This is a genomic window from Ornithinimicrobium panacihumi, from assembly GCF_052073805.1.
Lineage (GTDB): Bacteria > Actinomycetota > Actinomycetes > Actinomycetales > Dermatophilaceae > Ornithinicoccus > Ornithinicoccus panacihumi.
The window spans coordinates 82,476-104,353 of sequence record NZ_JBQGWG010000010.1 but is presented as its reverse complement, the minus strand read 5'-3'; the positions used below and the strand labels follow the sequence as shown (position 1 = coordinate 104,353).

General features: G+C 71.6%; 22 protein-coding genes. 16 read left to right on the top strand and 6 right to left on the bottom strand.

Annotated elements, in window-relative coordinates; genetic code table 11:
- Positions 1-97: 97 nt before the first annotated feature.
- Positions 98-2,095, top strand: a complete 1,998-nt coding sequence (locus tag ACTMMA_RS11120; protein ID WP_441190193.1) for an ABC transporter transmembrane domain-containing protein — start codon at positions 98-100, stop codon at positions 2,093-2,095.
- Positions 2,092-4,038, top strand: a complete 1,947-nt coding sequence (locus ACTMMA_RS11115) for an ABC transporter ATP-binding protein (RefSeq protein ID WP_441190192.1) — start codon at positions 2,092-2,094, stop codon at positions 4,036-4,038. Before ACTMMA_RS11120 ends, ACTMMA_RS11115 begins: the two co-directional genes overlap by 4 nt.
- 717 nt (positions 4,039-4,755) lie before the next feature.
- Here the strand turns inward: ACTMMA_RS11115 and ACTMMA_RS11110 are convergent.
- On the bottom strand, positions 4,756-6,738 hold the full coding sequence (locus ACTMMA_RS11110; RefSeq protein WP_441190191.1) for a carboxyl transferase domain-containing protein: 1,983 nt from the start codon (positions 6,736-6,738) through the stop codon (positions 4,756-4,758).
- Between the two features lie 85 nt (positions 6,739-6,823).
- On the opposite strand from ACTMMA_RS11110, the gene ACTMMA_RS11105 reads away from it, so the two are divergent.
- From ACTMMA_RS11105 to ACTMMA_RS11085, 5 genes are all read left to right on the top strand, one after another.
- Positions 6,824-7,741 carry an AEC family transporter gene (locus ACTMMA_RS11105; protein ID WP_441190190.1) on the top strand — a complete coding sequence of 306 codons (918 nt, stop codon included), beginning with the start codon at positions 6,824-6,826 and terminating at the stop codon, positions 7,739-7,741.
- 24 nt (positions 7,742-7,765) lie between these two features.
- On the top strand, positions 7,766-7,987 hold the full coding sequence (locus ACTMMA_RS11100) for a DUF3046 domain-containing protein (RefSeq protein WP_441190189.1): 222 nt from the start codon (positions 7,766-7,768) through the stop codon (positions 7,985-7,987).
- Between the two features lie 95 nt (positions 7,988-8,082).
- A complete protein-coding gene (locus ACTMMA_RS11095) occupies positions 8,083-8,256 on the top strand; it encodes a maleylpyruvate isomerase N-terminal domain-containing protein (RefSeq protein ID WP_441190188.1) in 174 nt (57 codons plus the stop codon).
- A 43-nt stretch (positions 8,257-8,299) separates the two neighbouring features.
- A complete protein-coding gene (locus ACTMMA_RS11090) occupies positions 8,300-8,791 on the top strand; it encodes a maleylpyruvate isomerase mycothiol-dependent enzyme family protein (RefSeq protein WP_441190187.1) in 492 nt (163 codons plus the stop codon).
- 32 nt (positions 8,792-8,823) lie between these two features.
- On the top strand, positions 8,824-9,360 hold the full coding sequence (locus ACTMMA_RS11085) for a hypothetical protein (protein ID WP_441190186.1): 537 nt from the start codon (positions 8,824-8,826) through the stop codon (positions 9,358-9,360).
- A 242-nt stretch (positions 9,361-9,602) separates the two neighbouring features.
- On the opposite strand, the gene ACTMMA_RS11080 is transcribed toward ACTMMA_RS11085, so the two are convergent.
- From ACTMMA_RS11080 to ACTMMA_RS11070, 3 genes are all read right to left on the bottom strand, one after another.
- On the bottom strand, positions 9,603-10,712 hold the full coding sequence (locus tag ACTMMA_RS11080) for an aspartate-semialdehyde dehydrogenase (RefSeq protein WP_441190185.1): 1,110 nt from the start codon (positions 10,710-10,712) through the stop codon (positions 9,603-9,605).
- A gap of 1 nt (position 10,713) precedes the next feature.
- The gene (locus tag ACTMMA_RS11075; protein ID WP_441190184.1) at positions 10,714-11,985 is read right to left on the bottom strand and encodes an aspartate kinase; all 1,272 of its coding nucleotides are present in this window, start codon (positions 11,983-11,985) and stop codon (positions 10,714-10,716) included.
- A 112-nt stretch (positions 11,986-12,097) separates the two neighbouring features.
- Positions 12,098-12,880, bottom strand: coding sequence for a YwiC-like family protein (locus ACTMMA_RS11070; RefSeq protein ID WP_441190183.1), 783 nt, complete (start codon positions 12,878-12,880; stop codon positions 12,098-12,100).
- 263 nt (positions 12,881-13,143) lie between these two features.
- On the opposite strand from ACTMMA_RS11070, the gene recA reads away from it, so the two are divergent.
- Both recA and ACTMMA_RS11060 read left to right on the top strand, forming a co-directional pair.
- Entirely contained in the window at positions 13,144-14,250 is a 1,107-nt protein-coding gene (gene recA, locus ACTMMA_RS11065) for a recombinase RecA (protein WP_441190182.1), read from the top strand.
- Positions 14,250-14,888: a regulatory protein RecX gene (locus ACTMMA_RS11060; protein WP_441190181.1), complete on the top strand. Its 639-nt coding sequence runs from the start codon at positions 14,250-14,252 to the stop codon at positions 14,886-14,888. Before recA ends, ACTMMA_RS11060 begins: the two co-directional genes overlap by 1 nt.
- A gap of 53 nt (positions 14,889-14,941) precedes the next feature.
- Here ACTMMA_RS11060 and ACTMMA_RS11055 read toward each other — a convergent pair whose 3' ends face one another.
- Positions 14,942-15,496 (bottom strand): DUF5709 domain-containing protein, encoded by a 555-nt coding sequence (locus ACTMMA_RS11055; RefSeq protein ID WP_441190179.1) that lies wholly within the window; start codon positions 15,494-15,496, stop codon positions 14,942-14,944.
- A gap of 132 nt (positions 15,497-15,628) precedes the next feature.
- Here ACTMMA_RS11055 and ACTMMA_RS11050 point away from each other — a divergent pair, with 132 nt between their 5' ends.
- The 4 genes from ACTMMA_RS11050 to ACTMMA_RS11035 all read left to right on the top strand — a co-directional run bounded on the left by ACTMMA_RS11050 (position 15,629) and on the right by ACTMMA_RS11035 (position 19,258).
- Complete coding sequence (locus ACTMMA_RS11050) at positions 15,629-16,366, top strand: YoaK family protein (protein WP_441190178.1); 738 nt, start codon at positions 15,629-15,631, stop codon at positions 16,364-16,366.
- A gap of 104 nt (positions 16,367-16,470) precedes the next feature.
- On the top strand, positions 16,471-17,994 hold the full coding sequence (gene miaB / locus ACTMMA_RS11045) for a tRNA (N6-isopentenyl adenosine(37)-C2)-methylthiotransferase MiaB (protein WP_441190177.1): 1,524 nt from the start codon (positions 16,471-16,473) through the stop codon (positions 17,992-17,994).
- A gap of 94 nt (positions 17,995-18,088) precedes the next feature.
- On the top strand, positions 18,089-18,658 hold the full coding sequence (locus tag ACTMMA_RS11040) for a Uma2 family endonuclease (protein ID WP_441190176.1): 570 nt from the start codon (positions 18,089-18,091) through the stop codon (positions 18,656-18,658).
- 36 nt (positions 18,659-18,694) lie between these two features.
- On the top strand, positions 18,695-19,258 hold the full coding sequence (locus tag ACTMMA_RS11035; RefSeq protein ID WP_441190175.1) for a P-loop NTPase family protein: 564 nt from the start codon (positions 18,695-18,697) through the stop codon (positions 19,256-19,258).
- On the opposite strand, the gene ACTMMA_RS11030 is transcribed toward ACTMMA_RS11035, so the two are convergent.
- The gene (locus ACTMMA_RS11030) at positions 19,249-19,866 is read right to left on the bottom strand and encodes a PGPGW domain-containing protein (protein ID WP_441190174.1); all 618 of its coding nucleotides are present in this window, start codon (positions 19,864-19,866) and stop codon (positions 19,249-19,251) included. The genes ACTMMA_RS11035 and ACTMMA_RS11030 overlap by 10 nt on opposite strands.
- Before the next feature lie 47 nt (positions 19,867-19,913).
- Between ACTMMA_RS11030 and ACTMMA_RS11025 the strand changes: the two genes are divergently transcribed.
- From ACTMMA_RS11025 to ACTMMA_RS11015, 3 genes are read left to right on the top strand one after another with little or no spacing between them, the layout of a single operon-like run.
- Positions 19,914-20,705 carry a GNAT family N-acetyltransferase gene (locus ACTMMA_RS11025; protein WP_441190173.1) on the top strand — a complete coding sequence of 264 codons (792 nt, stop codon included), beginning with the start codon at positions 19,914-19,916 and terminating at the stop codon, positions 20,703-20,705.
- 53 nt (positions 20,706-20,758) lie between these two features.
- On the top strand, positions 20,759-21,436 hold the full coding sequence (locus tag ACTMMA_RS11020) for a GNAT family N-acetyltransferase (RefSeq protein ID WP_441190172.1): 678 nt from the start codon (positions 20,759-20,761) through the stop codon (positions 21,434-21,436).
- A complete protein-coding gene (locus ACTMMA_RS11015; protein ID WP_441190171.1) occupies positions 21,433-21,852 on the top strand; it encodes a hypothetical protein in 420 nt (139 codons plus the stop codon). The genes ACTMMA_RS11020 and ACTMMA_RS11015 overlap by 4 nt, the downstream gene beginning before the upstream one ends.
- Positions 21,853-21,878 lie beyond the last annotated feature (26 nt).

Genomic DNA, 21,878 nt, shown 5'->3' with positions numbered 1-21,878 from the left:
TCCTCTCATCCCCGGCGGGGCCGCGGTGCCAGACCTGGAGCCCGGTCCGAAAAGCCGTTGGGCCATGTCGGTGCCGGACCGTAGTCTTCTCCACGGCATGCGCGACTTCCCACCCCACGTCACGGCCTGGACCGGCACCTCCCACGAGGAGGATCGGCGCCCAGGCCCGTCAGGCGTGCCCGACACCCGGGGCCCGGGGCGTTTCCTGTGGTGGCTCGTCCGCCAGCAGCCGGACCTGGTGGTGGTCGGCTGCCTGCTGAGCCTGCTCTGGCTCCTGCCGACGACCTTGACGCCGTGGGTGCTCGGTCGCGCCATCGACGAGGGCATCGTCCCCGGCGATGGATCCCGCATCCTGCTGTGGTGCCTGGTCCTCCTGGCGATCACCGTGGTGGGGGCTGCCTCGGGGGTCGTCTACCACACCGTGATCGTGCGCTCCTGGCTCATCGCCGCCTACGGTCAGACCAGGCTGGTGACGCACAAGAGCGTCCACCTCGGCCACGTGCTGCGACGGCGCGTGCCGACCGGCGAGGTGCTCAGCGTCAACGGCAGCGACGGGGACCAGTTCGGCATCTTCCTGGAGATCGTCTCCCACTTCATCGGCAACGTCGTGGCCTACGTGGTGGTCGCGGTCATCGTGCTCCAGATCTCGGTGCCGCTCGGCCTCGTCGTGCTCCTCGTGGCGCCGCTGCTGGTGGTCGTGTCCTCGGTGCTGCTGCGTCCTCTCTCGGCCGCCCAGACCAGGGAGCGCTCGCGCGACTCCGACCTGACCTCCATGGCCACCGACATCGTGGCCGGCCTGCGCATCCTGCGCGGCATCGGTGGGGAGCGGATCTTCGGCGACAACTACGCCGGGCAGAGCCAGCGGGTCCGTCACGCGGGCGTCCGCGCCGGCGCGTGGGCGGCCTTCGTCGAGGCGGTCGGGGTGCTGCTCTCCGGACTCTTCGTGGTCGCCCTGATGGCCATGGGTGTGCAGCAGGTCCGCGACGGCGACCTGCAGATCGGTGAGCTGGTCACCTTCCTGGGCTACGCCCTCTTCCTGGTCCAGCCGATCCGCGTGGTCTTCGAGTCGGCCCAGCAGATCACGCGCTCCTTCGTCTCGGCGCGCAAGACGATCGGCACCTTCGGCACCCCGCGCCCGTGGCCGGAGCGTGTGCCGCTGGGCAGAGACCAGCTGGCCGCCCTGGCCGCCGGCGAGCTCGTCGACGAGGCGTCCGGGCTGCGCGTGCGACCCGGGCTGCTGACGATGGTGGTCAGCGCCACCCCTGACGACAGCGCGGCGCTGGCGGACCGCCTCGGTCGCTACCTGCCCGGCGACGAGTCCTCGGCGCCGGACGAGGACGACGACGACGAGCCGACCGGCCGTGAGGAGCGGCGCCGGATCAAGGAGCGCGCGGCGGCCCGAGCCGAGCTGGCGGCCCGTGACCGGGTCCGCGCCGAGGGGGCCTGGGGCGTGACGTTGGCGGGCACCGACCTGGCCGACCTGCCGCTGGAGCAGACGCGTGAGCTGGTGCTGGTCAGCGACACCGGCGCGCACGTCTTCGCCGGGACCCTGCAGGACGCGGTCGACCCGCACGGACGGCTGACCCGGGAGCAGGCCGAGGCCGCGCTGCACGCGGCGGCGGCCGAGGACGTCTTCGAGATCCTGCCCGGCGGCTGGCAGGGCGTGCTCGACGAGCGTGGCCGTGGCCTCTCCGGCGGCCAGCGTCAACGGCTCGTCCTGACCCGCGCGCTGGCGGCCGACCCGCCGGTGCTGGTGCTGGTCGAGCCGACGTCGGCGGTCGACGCGCACACCGAGGCACGGATCGCCGACCGGCTCCCGGGCCTGCGCCGGGGCCGGACCACCGTGGTGATGACCGCCTCGCCGCTCCTGCTCCACCACGCCGACGAGGTCGCCCTCCTCGAGGGTGGCCGCGTGGTCGCCACCGGCACCCACGACGAGCTGGTGGCCGGTCACAGCGGCTACCGCTCCACCGTGCTGCGCGGCCAGCAGGACGAGCAGCCTTCCGAGGACGCTGCCGGACCCCGACAGTCCCAGGGCCCCGCCGACGAGCAGCCCTCCGAGAACCGACCCGAGACCGAGGAGGTGCGGACATGAGCGCCCTCGACCATGGCATCGCCGAGGAGTCCTCCCGCACCTGGCGGGCGGCGGGCGACGGCCCACCGGTGATCCCGGACGAGCTGCGCCCGCCCGCCGCGGGCAGCGTCGGCCTGCGCCGACGCCACCGGCTCCTGTGGGAGCGCCACGCCCTGCGCCGGGTCCGTGCCCAGGAGCACCTCGGCACCGCGCTCGACCCCGAGCGCGGTCTGCCGGTGGCCGCGACCTCGACCGTGGTCGCCTACCTGCGGGGCCTTCTGCGTCGCCGGGGCGGACTGGTCCTGGTCGTCACCCTCGCCAACGCGCTCGCCGCCGGCGCCGCCCTGGCGGTGCCCATGCTGCTCGGCCGCCTCGTGGACACCATCGTCGAGGCCGACGGCGCTCCAGGGCAGGGCACCGTGTCACGCTTCGTGCTGCTCGTCACGGCCGTGCTCGTCGCCGGAGCCGTGCTGACCTTCCTGGCCAAGTGGCTCGCGGCCATCCTCGGCCAGGGGGTGCTGGCCGAGGCGCGCGAGGACACCATCCGCGCGGTCCTGCGCCTGCCGCTGGGCACCGTCGAGGCCGCCAGCACCGGAGACCTGGTCACCCGCGTGACCAGGGACGTCGGGTCGATGAGCGGGGCGGTGCGCTGGGCGCTGCCGCAGTTCATCATCGCCTCCACCACCGTGGTGCTGACGGTCGTGGCGATGGTCCTCAACTCCTGGGCGCTGACCATCCCCACGCTGGTCACGGCCTCCCTGTCGAGCTGGCAGATCCGTCGCTACCTGCGCGACGCGCCGGCGGCCTATCTGCTCGAGGGCGCGACCTACAGCCAGATCAACACGACCCTCACCGAGACCGTGGAGGGGGCCCGCACCGTCGAGGCCTTCGGTCTGCAGCCGGCCCGGCGGCAGAGCGCGGTGGACGACATCGAGGTCTCGGCGCAGGCCGAGCGCTACGGGCTCTTCCTGCGCAACATCCTGTTCGCCGCCATGGACATGGCCTTCTCGATGCCCCGGGTGATCACCCTGGCCCTGGGGGCCGTGCTCTACACGCGCGGCCTGGTGACCCTCGGCCAGCTCACCGCGGCGATGCTCTACATCGAGACCTTCTACGGCCCCTTCGACCGGCTCGTGGGCACCATCGACCGGCTCCAGGTCGGCATCGCCTCGACCACCCGTCTGCTCGGCATCAGCGAGGTCCCGCCCGACCGCACCCCCGGCGAGGACCTGCCGCAGGGCGACCGGCTCGTGGGTCGTGACCTGCGCTATGCCTACCGGGAGGGCACCGACGTCCTCCACGGGATCGACCTCGCCCTGGTGCCCGGCGAACGCCTCGCGATCGTCGGCCCGTCAGGCTCGGGCAAGTCCACGCTGGGCCGGCTGCTCTCCGGCATCCACGGTCCTCGCGAGGGCTCGGTCACGGTGGGGGGCGTCGAACTGGTCGACCTGCCGCTGGAGGTGCTGCGCCGCGAGGTCGCGCTCGTCACCCAGGAGCACCACGTCTTCCGGGGCAGCGTGAGTGACAACGTCGAGCTCGCGCGTGAGGGCTCCGGGGAGGAGGGGGTATGGCGTGCCCTCGCCACCGTGGGGGCCGACGCCTGGGTGCGGGGCCTGCCTCGCGGTCTGGAGACCGTGCTCGGCTCCGGGCACCACGCGCTCACGCCCGCCCAGGCCCAGCAGATCGCCCTGGCCCGGCTCATCCTGGCGGACCCGCACACCCTGGTGCTGGACGAGGCGACCTCGCTGATCGACCCGCGGACCGCCCGTCACCTTGAGGGCTCCATGAACGCGCTCCTGACCGGGCGCACCGTGGTGGCCATCGCCCACCGTCTGCACACCGCCCACGACGCCGACCGGATCGCGGTCGTGCAGGACGGGCGCATCGTCGAGCTGGGCAGCCATGCCGAGCTGATGGACGCCGACGGGGAGTACGCCGCGCTCTGGCGCGCCTGGACCAGCTGACCGGAGCTCTCGTGCCCGGGCGCCCGGTCGTAGGAGGAGCCCGCGGGGACTCATGCCGAGGTCGCAGCCGGCGCGGCCAGGGCCATGCCGTGGGTCGACGACCGGGGCGGGTGGGGCTTCCTACGGTCGTAGGCATGAGTGATTCCACGCGCACCGTCCGACGTCTCCTGCTGCTGACCGCCCTCGTGGGCGCGGTAGCCACGACCACCGCCTGCGAGGACGTTTCCCTGCCCGGGTCGGACACCTACGACAAGAGAGCTACGAGTTCGACGACCTCGGCCAGGGATCGGCCCGCCAGATCCTGCCGGCCTGGGTGCCGGACGGGGCCACCGAGATCAAGGAGGTGCAGCGCACCACGGGCGACGAGCGGATCTTCACCCTGATGCTTCCGGGCGACCTGCCTTCGACGTGCGCCGAGATGGCGCGGCCGGGCGCGCCGGACCGGGAGGAGGTCGAGGCGGGCCTCGCCCGGGAGCCGCGCTTCCAGGCCGCCGACGAGGCGAGCGTGAAGGACTACGCGGCGGAGCTGCATACCGAAGCCGTGCTCACCGCCGACTGGTGGCCCGAGGGGCAGGAGGGGCGGGCGACCCACCTGCGCGGCCGCTGGTGGGTCTCGCAGGACGATGCCGGGGAAGGTCTACGCCTTCGCACCCGAGGTGGGAAGCATCGCCGCCGCCGTCATCGAGGAGCAGGCCGGGAAGTAGGGACCTGGCAGGCTCAGCGGGTCGGCTCCCCGCCCGGGCTGTCCGTGATGGACTGCTCCCGGGTGGGCTGCCCGTCGGTGGTCCGCTCGTCGACGGGCTGCTCGGCGACGGTCTCCTCGGAGGTCTGCTCGAGCGCCGGCTCCAGCTCGCTGGCCAGGGCCGGACGGTCGGTGGCCAGGCGTCCCAGCGTGCGGGGACGCAGCCGCTCGTCGGCCTTCTGCCGCAGGCGGCGCGGCGTGAGACCGTGCTGCTTGTTGTAGCCGTCGACGATGGCCATCCGCAGCTCGTGGGCCGTGGCCCAGGGGTGGTCCCCGTCGTGCACGATCGTGTCGACCAGGCCCTGGGCCCGCAGGTCGTCGGCCGAGGCCTTCATCGTCTCCAGCGTCATCGCGACCTGGTCCACGGTGGGGTTGGCCTCGTTGTAGAGGATCGTCGCCGTCGAGCGGGGCTCGGACACGAAGCCCAGGGCGCTGTCGAGCATGACCGTCTCGCGGCCGAAGGGCGTCGTCGCCAGGCCTCCGCCGCTGCCCATCGCTCCGGTGATCACAGACACGGTGGGGTAGGGATGGGAGGCGGACTTCTTGATGCTCTGCGCGATCGCGCGGGACTGGCCCCGGCGCTCGGCCGCCATCGTGGGCAGCGCGCCGAGGGTGTCGGTGAGGAAGACGATGGGGATCTCCCAACGCTCGGCCGCCTCCATCATCCGCACGGCGAACTCGAAGTCCTCCGGGCTGGGGTTGGGTGGGCGCTTGCCCACGTAGCCCCCGGAGATGGTGTAGGAGGGCTGGTCGCCGATCACCATGAAGGACTGGCCGTCCAGGCTGGCCAGGGCGGCGATGATGTTGGGATAACGCTTCTCGTCCTCGAAGCGCACGTGGTTGTAGAGCGGCACCGCGCTGTCGAAGACCGACTGGATGAGGAACTCCGAGTCGAGCCGGGACGCGCCCGCGGCGATCTCGTTGTAGCGCGCCATCAGGGCGTCGCGGAGCACCTCGATGCCGCGGTCCCGACGGTCGCGGGGCAGGTCGACCGACTCCTCGGCCACCTGGTGGTCCCACAGGGCTGCGGAGAAGCCCTCGGGACCGGCGATCATCTGCCGTGAGGTGGCGTGGACGTCGCCGCGGGGCCGGCCGACGCGCAGCTTCTTGCCCGAGCGCCCGGAGGCCAGCAGACGACCGATGTAGTGGATCAGCTCGGGCACGTCCTTGAGCAGGACGTCGACGTTGCGGTCCAGGTAGTTGGCCTCGGCGCTCTGCATGCCGCGGGGGACCGGCTTGCCCTCGAAGGTCTCGATGACCCGGCGTCCGGCGAAGCCGTAGTCGGTGCCCTCCAGCGCCACGACGAGGTCGGCGACCGGGACGGCGCTGGCCGACATCCCGCCCCAGACCTGCCCGGCGAGCACCGAGATGTAGGGCCGGTTGGTGGTGTGCTGGAACTTGTTGGCCGCGGCCGCCATGCGCTGCATCTGGATCAGGCCCAGCACGTTCTCGTGCTGGCGGACCCCCGAGGAGGCGCCCATGCTGATCAGCGGCAGCTTCTCGCGCTCGGCCAGCTCGGCGGCCTGGACGAACTTCTCCCCGGCCACCTCGCCGAGCGACCCGGCGAAGAAGGACCAGTCCACGACGTAGACCACGGCGCGCTCGCCGTCGAAGTGGCCGATCCCGAACTTGGCCGACTCGGTCGTCCCGCTCTTGGTCTCGGCGTTGAGCAGCTTGTCCTTGTAGCGCTCGATCCGGTCCCCGACGCGGCGCTGCAGCCCGACGAGGTCGTCCACGACGCGCAGGTGGCCGTGGCGCTCCTGGAGGTTGACCGACTCCAGGAAGGTCCGGATCGCCTCCGTGGGGTTGAGCCCGGGACGGGTCTCGTAGAGGTTGTGCACCGTGCGCGGGACCACCGGTCGGCGGTCCACCAGCTCGGCCGTGACGCCACCGTCGCCGGTGAGGTACTCGTCCTCGTGGTCGGGGCTGTCGGTCGTGGCCCCCCGGGGGTTGCTCATCCGCGCAGATTAGCAGCGACGGGGGTGTCGACCCTCATCGCCGCAGGGCCGGGCGGGGCGCGGATAATGAACTTCCGTGGTCGCCGTGCTGCAAGGTTTCTGGCTGATCGGGGCGGTGGTCCTGGTCGGGTGGCTGCTCGCGCACTCCGGTCTCTTCGGTCGCGCCGAGCAGCAGGTGATGGCCCGGCTGACCTTCTGGGTCGGCTCTCCCGCGCTGCTCTTCCTCGTCGTGGCCGACTCCGAGGTCCGGGTCCTCTTCTCCGGCTTCCTCGTCGCGACGGTGAGCGCGGTGGTGGTGACGGCAGCCGCATACCTGGCCTTCGCCCGTCTCGTGCTGCGCCGAGGCGTGACCCACTCGGTCATGGGCGGCATGACGGTCAGCTACGTCAACTCCAACAACCTGGGTCTGCCCATCGCGATCTACGTCCTCGGCGACCCGCAGTGGGCCGCGCCGGTGATCCTCATGCAGCTGCTGGTCCTGCAGCCGTCCTGGCTCGCGGCCCTGGACGCCAGCGGCAGCGGCCGGGTGTCCGTGCGTCGCCTCCTGCGCTCGCCGTTCACCAACCCGCTGACCATCGGCTCGGTCGCCGGGCTCGTGGTCGCCCTGACGGGTGTCACCCTGCCGTCGATGGTCCGGGCCCCGCTGGAGCTCATCGGTGGCCTGGCGATCCCGGGGATGCTGCTGGCCTTCGGGATCTCGCTGCGCCTCTCGCCGATGCCCCGCGGCAAGGACAACCTGGCCGAGCTGGGCGTCATCGTCCTGCTCAAGCTGGGGCTGATGCCGCTGGTGGCCGGGCTCGTGGCCGGACCGGTCCTGGGCCTGGGGGCCACCGAGGTGCTGGCCGCGATCGTCATGTCCGCGCTCCCGACGGCGCAGAATGTCTTCATCCTGGCGGTGGCCTACGGCCGCGCCGAGTCGCTCGCGCGCGACGGCGTCTTCGCCACCACGCTCCTGGCGATGCCGGCGATGCTGCTCATCGTGGCCCTGCTCGGTGGCGGCTGACCTCGCGACGGCTAGGGTGGCGCGGTGCGGCTGAGCGAGTTCTGGACCTTGATGGAGCGGGCCTTCGGGCGCGGGTATGCGGCGATCGTCGCCGACTCGCACGTGCTGGGTCAGCTCGACAACCGCACCGCGGCCGCGGCGATCGAGGAGGGGGAGCCGGTGCGGCGGGTGTGGGAGGCGATCGTGCTGGAGCTCGAGGTGCCCCCGGAGCAGCATCACCTGCCGGAGCCGAAGAAGCGTCACTGAGCCCGGGTCCGTCGCCCGGGCCTGAGCGGCGGGGTCTTGTGCGCGTGGCACTACGGTTGTAGTGTCCGGTCATCGACCAGCGCCAGGAGGACGCGATGACCACGACGCCGAGGCTCACCACCGACCAGCTCTGGGACGCGGCGGACGCCCAGAGGCGGCGCACGGCGGACCTGCTCGCGTCACTGGGGCCGCGGGACTGGGACCGGCCTTCCTTGTGCTCCGGCTGGAACCGTCAAGGACGTCGCGGGTCACCTCGTCTGGCACCGTGACGCCGCTCGCCCGTCGAGCCTGCCCTCCACCCTGACCGAGGTCGTGAGGGCCCGTGGCGACATCGAACGGGCGACGAGCGCGCTGGCCCGGCGCTGGGCCGCCGCCCGCACCCCCGAGCAGCTCGTGGAGGAGGTCGCCGGTCTGGTGGGCCACCACCGTCACCCGATCGGGACCACCGACGAGAACATGCTCATCGACGTCCTCGTCCACCACCACGACATCTCGCTGGCCCTGGGACGGGGGCTCGAGGCGGACCCGGAGGTCGCCGCCCGCACGGCCGACCTCGTGCTCGGGCTGCCGGCGCGCTTCCGGATGCCCGTGACCGATCGGCTGGCCGCGGTGCGGCTGCGGGCGGTCGATGCCGGGTGGGAGCACGGGGAGGGTCCGTTGGTCGAGGGGCCGGTCATGGCGATCCTGCTCGCGCTCACCCGGCGGAGCGCCGCCCTGGACCACCTGGACGGGCCGGGCGTGGAACGGGCACGCAGCCTGATCGAGGGCCCCGGGGCCGGCTCGCCCGGGCCATCTTCCGGATGACAGACCTCCGGAGCCGCGCAAGACTCGGGGCCATGACCGAGAATACGAACGCCGTAGCACTGACCGACGACGAGCAGGACATGGTCCGCCGCTCCGCCTTCGGGGCCATCGCCCTGGTCTCCCAGGCCGACCCTGGTTTCTTCGCGATGTTCAAGGAGTCGATGGCCGGCTCCAAGGCCTTCCAGGAGGCCCCGGCCGGGGTCCAGGAGCTCCTGCGCGAGGGGGGCTTGCCGACCCCGCCGACCGGCAGCCGCGAAGAGGTCCAGCAGACGGTCCTGTCCGAGCTGGGGCAGTCGATGCAGGTCCTGCAGGCCAAGGCGCCCCAGCAGGCTGCCGGCTACCGCGACGTGATCCTCGCCGCCGCCGACCGCGTGGCCAACGCCTCCGACGGCGTGGCGCCGGAGGAGCAGGCGATGATCGAGCAGATCCGTGGTGCCCTGGGCGGCGGCGCTGCTGCTCCCGGTGGCGCTGCCGGGACGACCCCGCAGGCCCCCACGGCCCCCTCGGCCCCGCAGCAGCCCGCCCAGGACCAGTCCGGTCCGGGGGCGCTGGACTACCGCAACGGCTGACCCTCGCAACCGACGCGCCTGGCGGACCCGACGATCGACCAGACGATCGACCAGACGATTGAGTCGGCGATCTAGCGGCGATCCAGCCGGCCTGGCCGTCGCCCCAGGCCTGAGGATGTGTCGTGCATCCCCGGTCCTGCGCACCTGCGGTCCTGCACCTGCGGTCCTGCGGTTTTCGCGCTATGACACGAAAACCGCAGGACCGCATTCGCATGACAGGACTCGCATGACAGGTGCGGCGCTCAGACCAGGCCGCGCTCCAGCAGGACCTCTGCGATCTGCACCGCGTTGAGGGCGGCACCCTTGCGCAGGTTGTCGTTGGAGACGAAGAGCACGAGCCCGCGACCGTCCGGGACGGACTGGTCGGTGCGGATGCGCCCCACGAAGGAGGCGTCCCTGCCGGCCGCGGTCAGCGGCGTGGGGACGTCGACGACCTGGACGCCGGGAGCGCCGGCGAGCAGCTCGGTCGCCCGCTCCGGCGTGATCGGGGAGCCGAACTCCGCGTGGATCGCCAGGCTGTGGCCGGAGAACACCGGCACGCGCACGCAGGTGCCGGAGACGAGCAGCTCGGGGATGCCGAGGATCTTGCGGGACTCGTTGCGCAGCTTGACCTCCTCGGAGGTCTCGCTGTCCTCGACCACGTCACCGGCCACCGGGACCACGTTGAACGCGATCGGGGCGACGTAGGTGGCGGGCTCGGGCAGCTGCACCGCGCCGCCGTCGTGGGTGAGGTCCTCGATCGGGGTGCTGGAGGCCACGCCCGCACGGACCTGGCCGCCGAGCTCGCTGACGCCGGCGAGGCCGGAGCCGGAGACGGCCTGGTAGGTCGCCACGCGGAGCCGCTCCAGACCGGCCTCCTCGTGCAAGGGACGCAGGACCGGCATCGCGGCCATCGTCGTGCAGTTGGGGTTGGCCACGATGCGGGTCCCGCCCTCGCCGAGGGCCAGCTCCAGGTCGTCGGGGTTGACCTCGCTGACGACCAGCGGGATCGAGGCGTCGTTGCGCCAGGCCGAAGAGTTGTCGATGACGACGATGCCGGCCTCGGCGAAGCGCTCGGCGTGGGCGCGCGACGCGGTCGCGCCCGCAGAGAAGAGGGCCACGTCGATGCCGGTGAGGTCCGCCGTCGCCACGTCCTCGACGAGGATCTGGCGAGCTGCCTCATACCCGTCGATGCCGTTGGCCGAGCCGTCCCACGGGAGCTCGGTGCCGGCGGAGCGGGAGGAGGCCAGGTAGCGCACCGAGGCGACGGGGAAGGCGCGCTCGGACAGGAGACGGCGCATGACCGAGCCGACCTGGCCGGTGGCGCCGACCAGGGCGACGTGCAGGTGGGTGCGGGGCTGGGGAGTGGTCATGTCAGCGCCCCGTCCCGCCGTAGACCACGGCCGCTTCCTCGGCGTCGAGCTCGAAGGCGGTGTGCACGGCGCGCACGGCGTCCTCGAGGTCGGACTGGTCGCAGATCACCGAGATACGGATCTCGGAGGTGCTGATCATCTCGATGTTGACCCCTGCGTCCGCCAGGGCCGCGAAGAGCTTCGAGGCGACCGAGGGGTTGGAGCGCATGCCCGCACCGACGAGCGAGAGCTTGCCCACGTGGCTGGTGTAGAGCACGTCGGCGAAGCCCATCTCGGCCTGGAGGGCCCGCACCGCAGCCACGGCGGTCGCGCCGTCGGTCTCCGGCAGGGTGAAGGACAGGTCGGAGGTGTGCGCGTCGGAGGTCGAGACGTTCTGGACGATCATGTCGATCGAGACGCCGGCCCGGGCCACCGCGCCGACGACGCTGGCGGCCGCGCCAGGACGGTCGGGGATGCCGACCGCGGTGATCTTGCCCAGCGAGCTGTCGTGGGCGATGCCGGAGATGATGGGCTCTTCCATGGTGTCCTCCGTGAGGGGTCTGCCGACCAGGATCCAGGTGCCCTCCTTGTCGGAGAAGCTGCTGCGGACGTGGAGCGGGACGGTGAAGCGGCGGGCGTACTCGACCGCGCGCAGGTGCAGGATCTTGGCGCCGTGGGCCGCCATCTCGAGGGTCTCCTCGATGGTGATGCGGGTGACGCGGCGGGCGCTGGGGACGATGCGGGGGTCGGCGGTGTAGAGGCCGTCGACGTCGGTGTAGATCTCGCAGACGTCGGCGTCGAGGGCCGCCGCGAGCGCGACGGCGGTCGTGTCGGAGCCGCCGCGTCCCAGGGTGGTGATGTCGTCGTCGGTCGAGATCCCCTGGAAGCCGGCCACGATCGCCACGCCGCCCTCGTCGAGGGTGGCGCGAACGCGGCCGGGCTGCACGTCCAGCAGCCGCGCGCGGCCGTGCTCGGCGTCGGTGCGCATGCCGGCCTGGGCGCCGGTGAAGCTCTTGGCAGGCACGCCCAGCTCGTGGATCGCCATCGCCAGCAGCGCCATGGAGATGCGCTCGCCGGCGGACAGGAGCATGTCCATCTCACGGGCGGGCTTGGGGCCGGGGCTGACCTCCTCGGCGGTGTCGAGCAGGTCGTCGGTGGTGTCGCCCATGGCGGAGACCACGACGGCGACCTTGTTGCCGGCGCGCTGGGTCGCCACCACGCGCTGGGCGACGCGGCGCATCGCGGCGGCGTCCGAGACGGACGACCCGCCGAACTTCATCACGAGCAGAGCCATGGGTGCTTCCTGTGGGTCTGACCCCGAAGGGTCGGTGGCTCGGGTCGACGGCGGTGTCCTCCCGGAGGGTGCTTGCCGGACAGTGTAGGGCTGCCGTGCGGGTGAGCGGCCCTCAGAGGGTCAGGAGCGCCACGACGGAGACCACGACGATGGCCAGGATCTCGCCGATCCCGAGGCGGGCAGGGCTCCAGCCCAGGGGCGGGATCACCGCCGCCCGGGCGGTCAGCGCGAGGCCGACCAGGCCGAGGATCCAGCCGTCCGGGGAAGGGAGCAGCACCGGCGCCAGGACCGCGAGGGCGAGGTGGAAGGCCACCGAGACCAGCAGGAAGGTCCGGTTCCCCCGCTCCCGGATCGCGCTCTTGACGTAGAAGACCGTCCCGGCGAAGTAGCCCGCCAGCACCGCGGTGAGCTGGGCGGCGTGGGTCCAGTCGGTGCCGCCACCGAGGTCGTAGGCGACCAGCGTCATCAGGCACGAGCCCACCGTGGTGGCCAGGCCGCTGAGGAGCGCGCGCTCGTGCCGGGTGGCCGAGGCGGTCACGCCGACACCGAGAGGTATGAGGAAGGCCGGCACCCAGCGCAGGAGGCCGGGGGTCACGACGAGCACGAGAACTCCGAGGAGTGCTGCCAGGATCGCGTAGGCCCGCACCGGTGGCAGGTAGCGCGGCCGGCGCCGGGCCTTGAGCCACAGCGTGGTGGCGAAGAAGGCGAAGTAGCCGGCGAACCAGAAGGCGCCGAGCAGCAGGTGGGAGGGTCGGGGGCCGGAGGCGATGGCGCCCACGAGGAGCGGTGCGGCGAGCATGGCCCAGGCCCCGTGCTGGTTGGGCACCCAGCCGGGGGAGCGCCGCTGGCGGCGACGCGCCGGAGGGGTGGCGCGGGGGTCCGCCGTGGTGCTCACGTCACCATCGTAGAAAACGCGTGTTCGGACACGGACGGCGGCGTGTCGGTGATCAGTCGTACAGATTTTCGATTACGGTTGTCCACATGGTGCCGCTCTCGGTGGCCCTTCTCCACAGGTCTCGGTCCGTGGGGGTGGGTCTGTCGGTGGGGGCACCTAGCGTCTGACGCAGACACGGTCGAGATGTCCCTCTTCATGGAGGGGTCGGCGGCCGGAGGTCGGTCGAAGGTAGGCGCGACCCACCACCAGACGAAGGAGCAGACATGGCGACAGCCACCAAGACGGCGCCGCGCAACGGCGCCGGCACGACCAACAGCGACAAGCTGCGGGCGCTCGACACCGTGATGGCCCAGATCGAGAAGCAGCACGGCAAGGGCTCGGTCATGCGCCTCGGCGACGACGACCGTCCGCCGATCCAGATCATCCCCACGGGGTCCATCGCGCTCGACGTCGCCCTCGGGGTCGGCGGGCTGCCCCGCGGCCGGGTGGTGGAGATCTACGGCCCGGAGAGCAGCGGTAAGACCACGGTCGCCCTGCACGCCGTGGCCAACGCGCAGAAGGCGGGCGGGATCGCGGCCTTCATCGACGCGGAGCACGCCCTCGACCCGGAGTACGCCAAGAAGCTGGGCGTGGACACCGACGCGCTGCTGGTCAGCCAGCCCGACACGGGTGAGCAGGCCCTGGAGATCGCGGACATGCTGATCCGCTCGGGCGCCCTGGACATCATCGTGATCGACTCGGTCGCCGCGCTGGTGCCCCGTGCCGAGATCGAGGGTGAGATGGGGGACAGCCACGTCGGTCTGCAGGCCCGCCTCATGTCCCAGGCGCTGCGCAAGATCACCGGTGCCCTGTCCAACACCGGCACGACCGCGATCTTCATCAACCAGCTGCGCGAGAAGATCGGCGTGATGTTCGGCTCCCCGGAGACCACGACCGGTGGTAAGGCGCTGAAGTTCTACGCCTCGGTCCGCATCGACGTGCGCCGGATCGAGACCCTCAAGGACGGCACCGACGCGGTCGGCAACCGGACCCGGGCCAAGATCGTCAAGAACAAGGTGTCCCCGCCGTTCAAGCAGGCCGAGTTCGACATCCTCTACGGCCAGGGCATCTCCCGTGAGGGCGGCCTGATCGACATGGGCGTGGAGCACGGCTTCGTGCGCAAGTCCGGAGCCTGGTACACCTACGAGGGCGACCAGATGGGGCAGGGCAAGGAGAACGCCCGACAGTTCCTCAAGGACAACCCGGACCTGGCCGACGAGATCGACTCCAAGATCAAGACCAAGCTGGGGATCGGCGTCCGTCCCGTCGCCGCCGAGGACCTGCCGGCCGGGGTGGACCCGGTCACCGGTGAGGTCTCGGTCGACTTCTGATGTCCGCCGCAGACCGGCTGTCTGCTGCACGTGAGGCGCTGGCGGCTGCCGAGGCCGCCGCCAGCGCCTCCGGGCTGCGGCCCCAGGCTGGCCGTGCCGACGGTGCCCCGGGAGCGGGTGGCGCGGCCCGCGGATCAGGCGGCGGTGACGGGGAGCCGGACCCGCACTCGATCGCTCGCAAGATCGTGCTGCGCCAGCTGGCGATGGGTCCGCGCACGCGTCGCCAGCTCGAGGACAAGCTGCGCGACCGGGGGACCGACCCCCAGGTCGCGGCCCGGGTGCTGGACCGGATGGCCGAGGTAGGCCTCGTCGACGACGAGGCCTACGTGGAGATGTACGTCCGCTCCAAGCAGGAGACCAAGGGCCTGGCCTCATCCGCGCTGCGTCACGAGCTGCGCACCAAGGGCGTGGCCGACGACGTGATCGACGCGGCGCTGGAGGAGATCGATCCCGAGCGGGAGAAGGAGCAGGCCCGCGAGCTGGTCGCCCGCCGGATCCGCACGATGCGCGGGCTGGACCGCGAGGTCCAGAACCGCAGGCTGGCCGGCTTCCTGGCCCGTAAAGGCTACGGATCCGGGGTGGCCTACCAGGTCATCCGCGAGGCGCTGGACGGACTTCCCGAGCACGGCAGGGACTGACGCGCGCGACCCGGCGGCGCCCCTCGGGGAGGTCGTCGGGGCTGCTCGTGGGGCTACTCGTCCTCGTCGGCCCGACGGTCGGAGGGCTCCCACTCGGCCTCGGTGAGCTCGCCCTCGTCATCGCCGTCGACGTAGTGCATCGCCGACTCCTCGGGGGAGTCCCAGCTGGTGGCCCGGCCCTCCCGGGCGAGCATGCGGGCCTCGGTGTCCGGAGCCAGGCCCTCGTCCGGGGCGATGAGCCGGCCGACCCGGGTGGATCCACCACCGCCGTAGTAGTCCAGCTCGGCGCGGATGGCGTCGGGGTCGTCACCGCCGATCATCCCGTCGTCCTCGTCCATGCCGGACTCGTTCTCCGGGGCGCCGTAGGCGGAGTAGGGGTCGGGCTCCTCCTGCCGGATGCGCTGCTCGATCGTCTCCTCGCGGGACATCTCCTCGCGGGTGACGCCGTGGGCGAGCGATCCGTGCAGACGGTCGGGGGCCACGAAGCCGCGGTCCATGACGTCGCCCTGGCCGTCCAGGGTGTCCTCGGGCTGCAGCTGGTCCTCGTCGTCGACGCTCCAGACGCCGTATTCGTCACCGATCGACTCGCGGTCCACATGCTCGCTCATGGCTGCTCCTTTGCTGCTCACGTCGTCCTCCCACCCTATCCCGGCAGGTGCGGAGTCGACGGTCGGGTTGCTGTGTGCTGCACCACCTCAGGTGCCCGACGGGCGGCGGCTCCGATGTGATGGGGTGGGGGCGTGACCTCTGCCCTGGGCCAGCTCCTGGAGTTGGCCGGCCCCGTGCGCAACCAGCAGGTGAACCGGCGTCTGGCCTACCACCTCGCCTGGGTCGCCGGCGTGCTGAACTCCGTGGGTTTCGTGGCGGTGGGCTTCTACACCTCGCACATGACCGGGATCACGGCCAGCATCGCCGACCAGCTGGTGCTGGGCGGGTGGACCCTGGTCGGGCTCGGTGTGGTGGCCGTGGCGTTCTTCCTGATGGGGGCCATGGCCTGCGCGCTCCAGTTCAACTGGGCCCGCCGGCGCCCACGTTGGCACGACCGACGCTTCGCCCTGGTGCTGCTCTCCGAGGCGATGCTCGTGCTGCTCATCGGCGGGCTGGCCGACGTGGTGGTCTCCGGGGCGAGGGAGTGGCTGCTCGTGGCCGCCCTCGGTTTCGTCATGGGCCAGCAGAATGCCCTGATCACCAAGGTGTCCGACGCCACCATCCGGACCACCCACGTGACCGGCATGGTCACCGACATCGGGATCGAGCTGGGCAAGGGCCTCTACCGCAACCGGCTGGTCGACGCCGATCCCGTGCGGGCCGACCTGGGCAAGCTGTCGATGCTCAGCCTGCTGGTGGTCCAGTTCTTCCTCGGCGGGGTGATGGGAGCCCTGGGCTATCTGTGGTTGGGGTTCACCGTCCTGCTCGTGCCGGCCGTGCTGCTCCTGGTCATGGCCGTCCCGCCGCTGCTCCGTCGTCCGGGGCGGTGACCGTTCGACGGATGGGTGACCGTCCGGCGGCTCGGTGACCGTGCCCGCGGCGGTTACCCTGGAAGGCGCGCGATGAACACCCCGAAGGATCCGAAGAGAGCCCTGTGAAGACCTACGACGTGCGCACCCACGGGTGCCAGATGAACGTCCACGACTCCGAACGCCTGGCCGGCCTGCTCGAGACGGCCGGCTATGTCGACCTGGCCAGCCTGCCGGGCGACAGCCGCCCCGATGTGGCCGACGTCGTCGTCTTCAACACCTGCGCGGTCCGCGAGAACGCCGCGAACAAGCTCTACGGCAACCTGGGCCAGCTGCGCCCCGCCAAGTTGAAGAACCCTGACCTGCAGATCGCCGTGGGCGGCTGCCTGGCCCAGAAGGACCGCTCGACGATCGTCGAGCGTGCCCCCTGGGTGGACGTCGTCTTCGGCACCCACAACGTCGGCTCCCTCCCGGCGCTGCTGGACCGTGCCCGGCACAACAAGCAGGCCGAGGTCGAGATCCTCGAGGCGCTCGAGACCTTCCCCAGCACCCTGCCGACGAGGCGAGACTCCGCATACTCCGGCTGGGTCTCCATCTCCGTCGGCTGCAACAACACCTGCACCTTCTGCATCGTGCCCGCGCTGCGTGGCAAGGAGAAGGACCGCCGGCCCGGGGAGATCCTGGCCGAGGTGGAGGCGCTCGTCGCCCAGGGCGTCGTCGAGGTCACCCTGCTAGGCCAGAACGTCAACACCTATGGCGTCGAGTTCGGCGACCGGCTGGCCTTCGGCAAGCTGCTGCGCGCGTGCGGCGAGATCGAGGGGCTGGAGCGGGTCCGCTTCACCAGCCCCCACCCGGCCGCCTTCACCGACGACGTCATCGCCGCCATGGCCGAGACGCCCAACGTGATGCCCAGCCTGCACATGCCGCTGCAGTCCGGCTCCGACCGGATCCTGAAGGCGATGCGCCGGTCCTACCGCAGCGAGAAGTTCCTCGGGATCCTCGACAAGGTCCGCGCCCAGATCCCCGACGCGGCGATCACCACCGACATCATCGTCGGCTTCCCGGGCGAGACCGAGGAGGACTTCCAGGGCACCCTCGACGTCGTGCGCGCCTCCCGCTTCTCCAGCGCCTTCACCTTCCAATACTCCATCCGCCCCGGCACCCCCGCCGCCGAGATGGACGGACAGGTGCCCAAGGAGGTCGTCCAGGATCGCTTCGACCGCCTCATCGAGGTGCAGGAGGAGGTCTCCTGGGCCGGCAACCGTGAGCTCGAGGGTCGCGAGGTCGAGGTGCTCGTCGCCCCCGGTGAGGGGCGCAAGGACGCCGAGACCCAGCGGATGTCCGGCCGTGCCCGCGACAACCGACTCGTCCACTTCGCGGTGCCCGAGGGGGCCGAGGTCCCTCGTCCCGGCGACATGGTCACCGTGTCGGTCACCTATGGCGCGCCCCACCACCTCGTCGCCGACTCCGGCGTCCAGGGCGGGGTGTATGCGGTGCGCCGCACCCGAGGCGGTGACGCCTGGGCGGCGCTTCAGGAGGGGAGCACCCCGGGGGCGACGAAGAAGCCCGCGGTGAGCCTCGGCATACCGACGATCGGTGCGCCGCCGCAGCGCGAGGTGAGCGCCCCAGCCTGCTCGCTCGTCGACTGATTGACGGCGCGGACCTCTGTGGACACCTCCTGAGGTGGCTCGCGCCGATCGGCGATGCTGGTGCTCATGGCCAGGAGGGGGCACCATGGTGAGCATGACGGTCGAGAACGTCATCGGGATCTACACGGTCGCGGACCTGGAGCGGGAGCGCGACCGTGACGAACGCGTGCGGTGGGAGCTGCTGGACGGCGAGCTGGTCATGACGCCGTCTCCCCGGACCATCCATCAACGGTTGGTCGGACGGCTCGTGGCGCGGCTGCTTGAGGCCGCCGGGCCGGACCTGGATGTCTTTCCGGCTCCGATCGACGTCCACCTCTCGCCTCGCACGGTGATCCAGCCGGACGTGGTGGTGGCGACCTTCGACCAGCTCCGGGACGACGGTGTGCACGGCGCCCCGGCGCTGGCGGTGGAGGTGCTCTCCTCCTCGACCCGCCGGCGCGACCTGGTGCAGAAGCGGGAGCTCCTGGAGCGTGCGGGGTGTCCGCACTACTGGGTCGTGGACCCCGAGGATCTGTCGGTGTGGGTGTGGCGGCTCGTCGACGGTGCCTACGTCCTCGAGCATCACGTGAGTCGTGATGAGGAGCTGAGGGTCGTCGAACCGGTCGACCTGACGCTGAGGGTCGGCGATCTGCTGCCGCCGCGATGGCTTTCTGATCGTGCGTAGGCCCGGAAAGCTGAGCCTTTCGGGCAGGATGGGGGGATGCCCGCAGCCACCGCGGAGGACGTCCTCCGCGCCGACCGCGTGCTGCTCTACGGGGTGACCGGATCAGGCAAGTCGACCGCTGCGGTGCTGCTCGGCGTCGCGCTGGGGCTGCCCTCGCACCTGGTCGACGAGGAGGTGGGCTGGCTGCCGGGCTGGGTCGAGCGTCCGCTGCAGGAGCAGCGCCAGATCGCCGAAGGGATCGTCGCGGGGGAGCGGTGGGTGCTGGACTCCGCCTACGGCAAGTGGGCCGACCTGGTGCTCCCGCGGGCGCAGGTGATGGTGGCCCTCGACTATCCCCGCCGGCTGAGCCTGGCCCGCCTCCTGCGGCGCACGGGAACGCGATGGATCACGCGCCAGCCCATCTGCAACGGCAACGTCGAGTCCGCACGCCAGGTCCTGTCCCGGGACTCGATCATCCTGTGGCACTTTCGCAGCTACCGGCGCAAGACGGAGCGGATCCGCGTCTGGGAGAGCGCCCCGTCGGGGCTGCCCGTGCTCAGGCTGACGCACCCTCGACAGCTGGAGGCACTGCTCGCCGAGGTGGTCGCAGCTCAGACCTGACCGGTCGTGGGGTCGGCGCGATTCGCCTCCTGGCGGGCAGCCCTGGTGGAGCGGTCGGCCACCCTGCGCGCCTCCTGCGCCTCGGTCCTGGCCTCCATCGCCTCGAGATGCTCGCTGATGGCCAGCTCCTCCTTGTAGCGCGCGTCCATGCGGTCGATCTCGGCCACGGCCTCGGGCTTGCCGAAGAAGCGGTGCACGCTGTAGATCAGCAGCCCGACCGCGATCGCGCTGGAGACCAGCATGGTGATGGCCACCGGGCGTCCGCCGAAGAGCCACCAGTCCTCGCGCAGGGGCCACCAGCCCGGGGCGGGTGGGGACAGGAGCCACACGACGCCCACCGCCACCAGGCACAGGGCACCCACGCTCGAGAGGAAGATGCGGAAGGGAGTCTCCACGCCCTCGGCCGCGCCGCGCAGCGCCTTCATCTTGACCGGGTGGGTCCACCGCTTGGCCCAGGCGTACTGCGTGGACAGGATCGCCAGGCCGGCGAAGGTCAGCAGCAGGCCCGGTCCGGGCAGGAAGAGGGCCAGGATGCCGATGACCAGGACGGTCCAGCCGAGCGCCTCGAGCAGGACTCGCTTGGCGGCACCTGCGGCATACTCGGACATGACGACAACTGTAGGCGAGGGTACCGACGTTGTGACAGGCTCTCCTGGTGACCTGGCGCCCCGTCGACCGTGACGAACTGCTGCGGGCCTCCGGCGGGTCGCCCGTGGTCCGTCTCGCGACCGACGACCGCTGCCTGGCGGTGGCCTCCGACGCGGGCTGGGCCTATGTGGGTCCGTGGCGGCCCTCCGGTCACTGGGGCGGCGGCGCCTTTCCCCGGGCAGGCAGGGCGTTCGAGCCAGGGGCTGCTGACGAGTCGTCCGCGCTGGCGATGCTCTCCGGCCTCGCCGCCGATCGAGGGGTGCGGATCGAGTGGTTCTCCACCTCGCCCGGGGCGGTCCTGCGGGCACCTGGCGGGGCGGCGCTGGACCGACCAGGGCTCTGGAGCTTCCTGTGGATCGACCGCCTCCCCGAGCAGCCTGCCAGCGAGGTGGGGCTGATCGAGCTGGACGACACGCTCGACGCCGAGGAGATCTCGACCTTCGGCCGGGCGCACAACCCGGACTTCGAGGGCTTCCCTGGGAGGGGCCTGGCCACCCGGTGGGTCGGCGCCCGCGACGACGAAGGGCAGCTCCTGGCCATCGGCTCGGTCCATCGACTGGCCACCGGGGTCGCGCACCTGGCGGGCATCGTGGTGCACGCCGACCAGCGCGGACGGGGCCTCGGGGCGGCGGTCACCGAAGCTCTGACCTCGCGCGAGATCGAGGAGCGCGGCGTCTGCACGCTCGGGGTCTACACCGCCAACGCACCGGCGGTGCGGCTCTACCGACGGCTCGGGTATGAGGTGGCTCTCGACTTCGCAACCCGTGGCCTTCCGCCGTGGCCGGCTCCGGCCACGTGATGGTGCAGACGTGACTGTCAGGGGTGTTGTGTCGGGCGACCTACGATGGGCGCGTGTCCTTCACCCAACCCGTCACCCTCACCGGTGAGCTCGTCGCGCTGACGCCGCTGTCGGTCGACGACGTCGACGGTGCCGCGAAGGCGGCGCTGGACGGTCGGCTGTGGGAGCTGACCTTCACCTCGGTGCCCCGCCCCGAGGGGATGGCCGCGGAGATCGAGCGCCGTCTGGACCTGCACCGGCAGGGGCGGATGCTGCCGTTCACGATCAGGCGCGACGGCGACCAGGGCGAGATCGTCGGGATGACCACCTTCATGAACGTCGAGGAGGCCCACCGCCGCCTCGAGATCGGCTCGACCTGGCTCGCGGCCTCCGCCCAGCGCACCGGGATCAACGCCGAGGCCAAGCTGCTCCTGCTCACCCACGCCTTCGAGACGCTGGGCTGCCACGCGGTGGAGTTCCGCACCCACTGGCTCAACCACCGCTCCCGGCAGGCGATCGAGCGTCTCGGCGCCAAGCTGGACGGCATCCTGCGCCAGCACATGGTGCTGCCCGACGGCACGGTCAGGGACACGGCCGTCTACTCGATCGTGGCCGCCGAGTGGGCGGCCGTGCGCGCAGAGCTCAGGCGCCGCCTGGCACGCGCCCTGCCCGAGCCGCGGAGCACGGAAGCCGCGGGGGCAGGGCACCCCGCGACACCGCATACCCCCATCGACGAGGAAGAGTCCGCGTGAGCACCTCACCCGCCCCGAAGACGCACCGCAACGCCACCACGGACCCGACGCCGCGCGAGGCGCTCGCCGGTCGCGTCGCCGCAGGGCTGGTCGCCCTCGAGGCGCTGGTGCTCGTCGGGATCGTCGTCTTCTATCTCTACGAGCTGATGATCGGGGCCGGCACGGACCTGATGATCGTGATCATGTCGATCGTGACGATCGTCATCTTCATCCTGGGCCTGGCCTACACGGCCAAGGGCCTGTGGGAGCGGCACCCGCGGGCGCAGGCGCCGGCGATCGCCTTCAACTTCATCTTCATCCCGCTGGGCATCGCGATGTTCCAGTTCGCGCCCTGGTGGCTGGCCGTGCTCGTCCTCGTCGGGGCGGTCGCCACCATCGCCTCCGTGTTGCTGATGGGGCGGCTCGGCGACGACTGATCTGCGCGGCGCCAAGATCCTCCTCC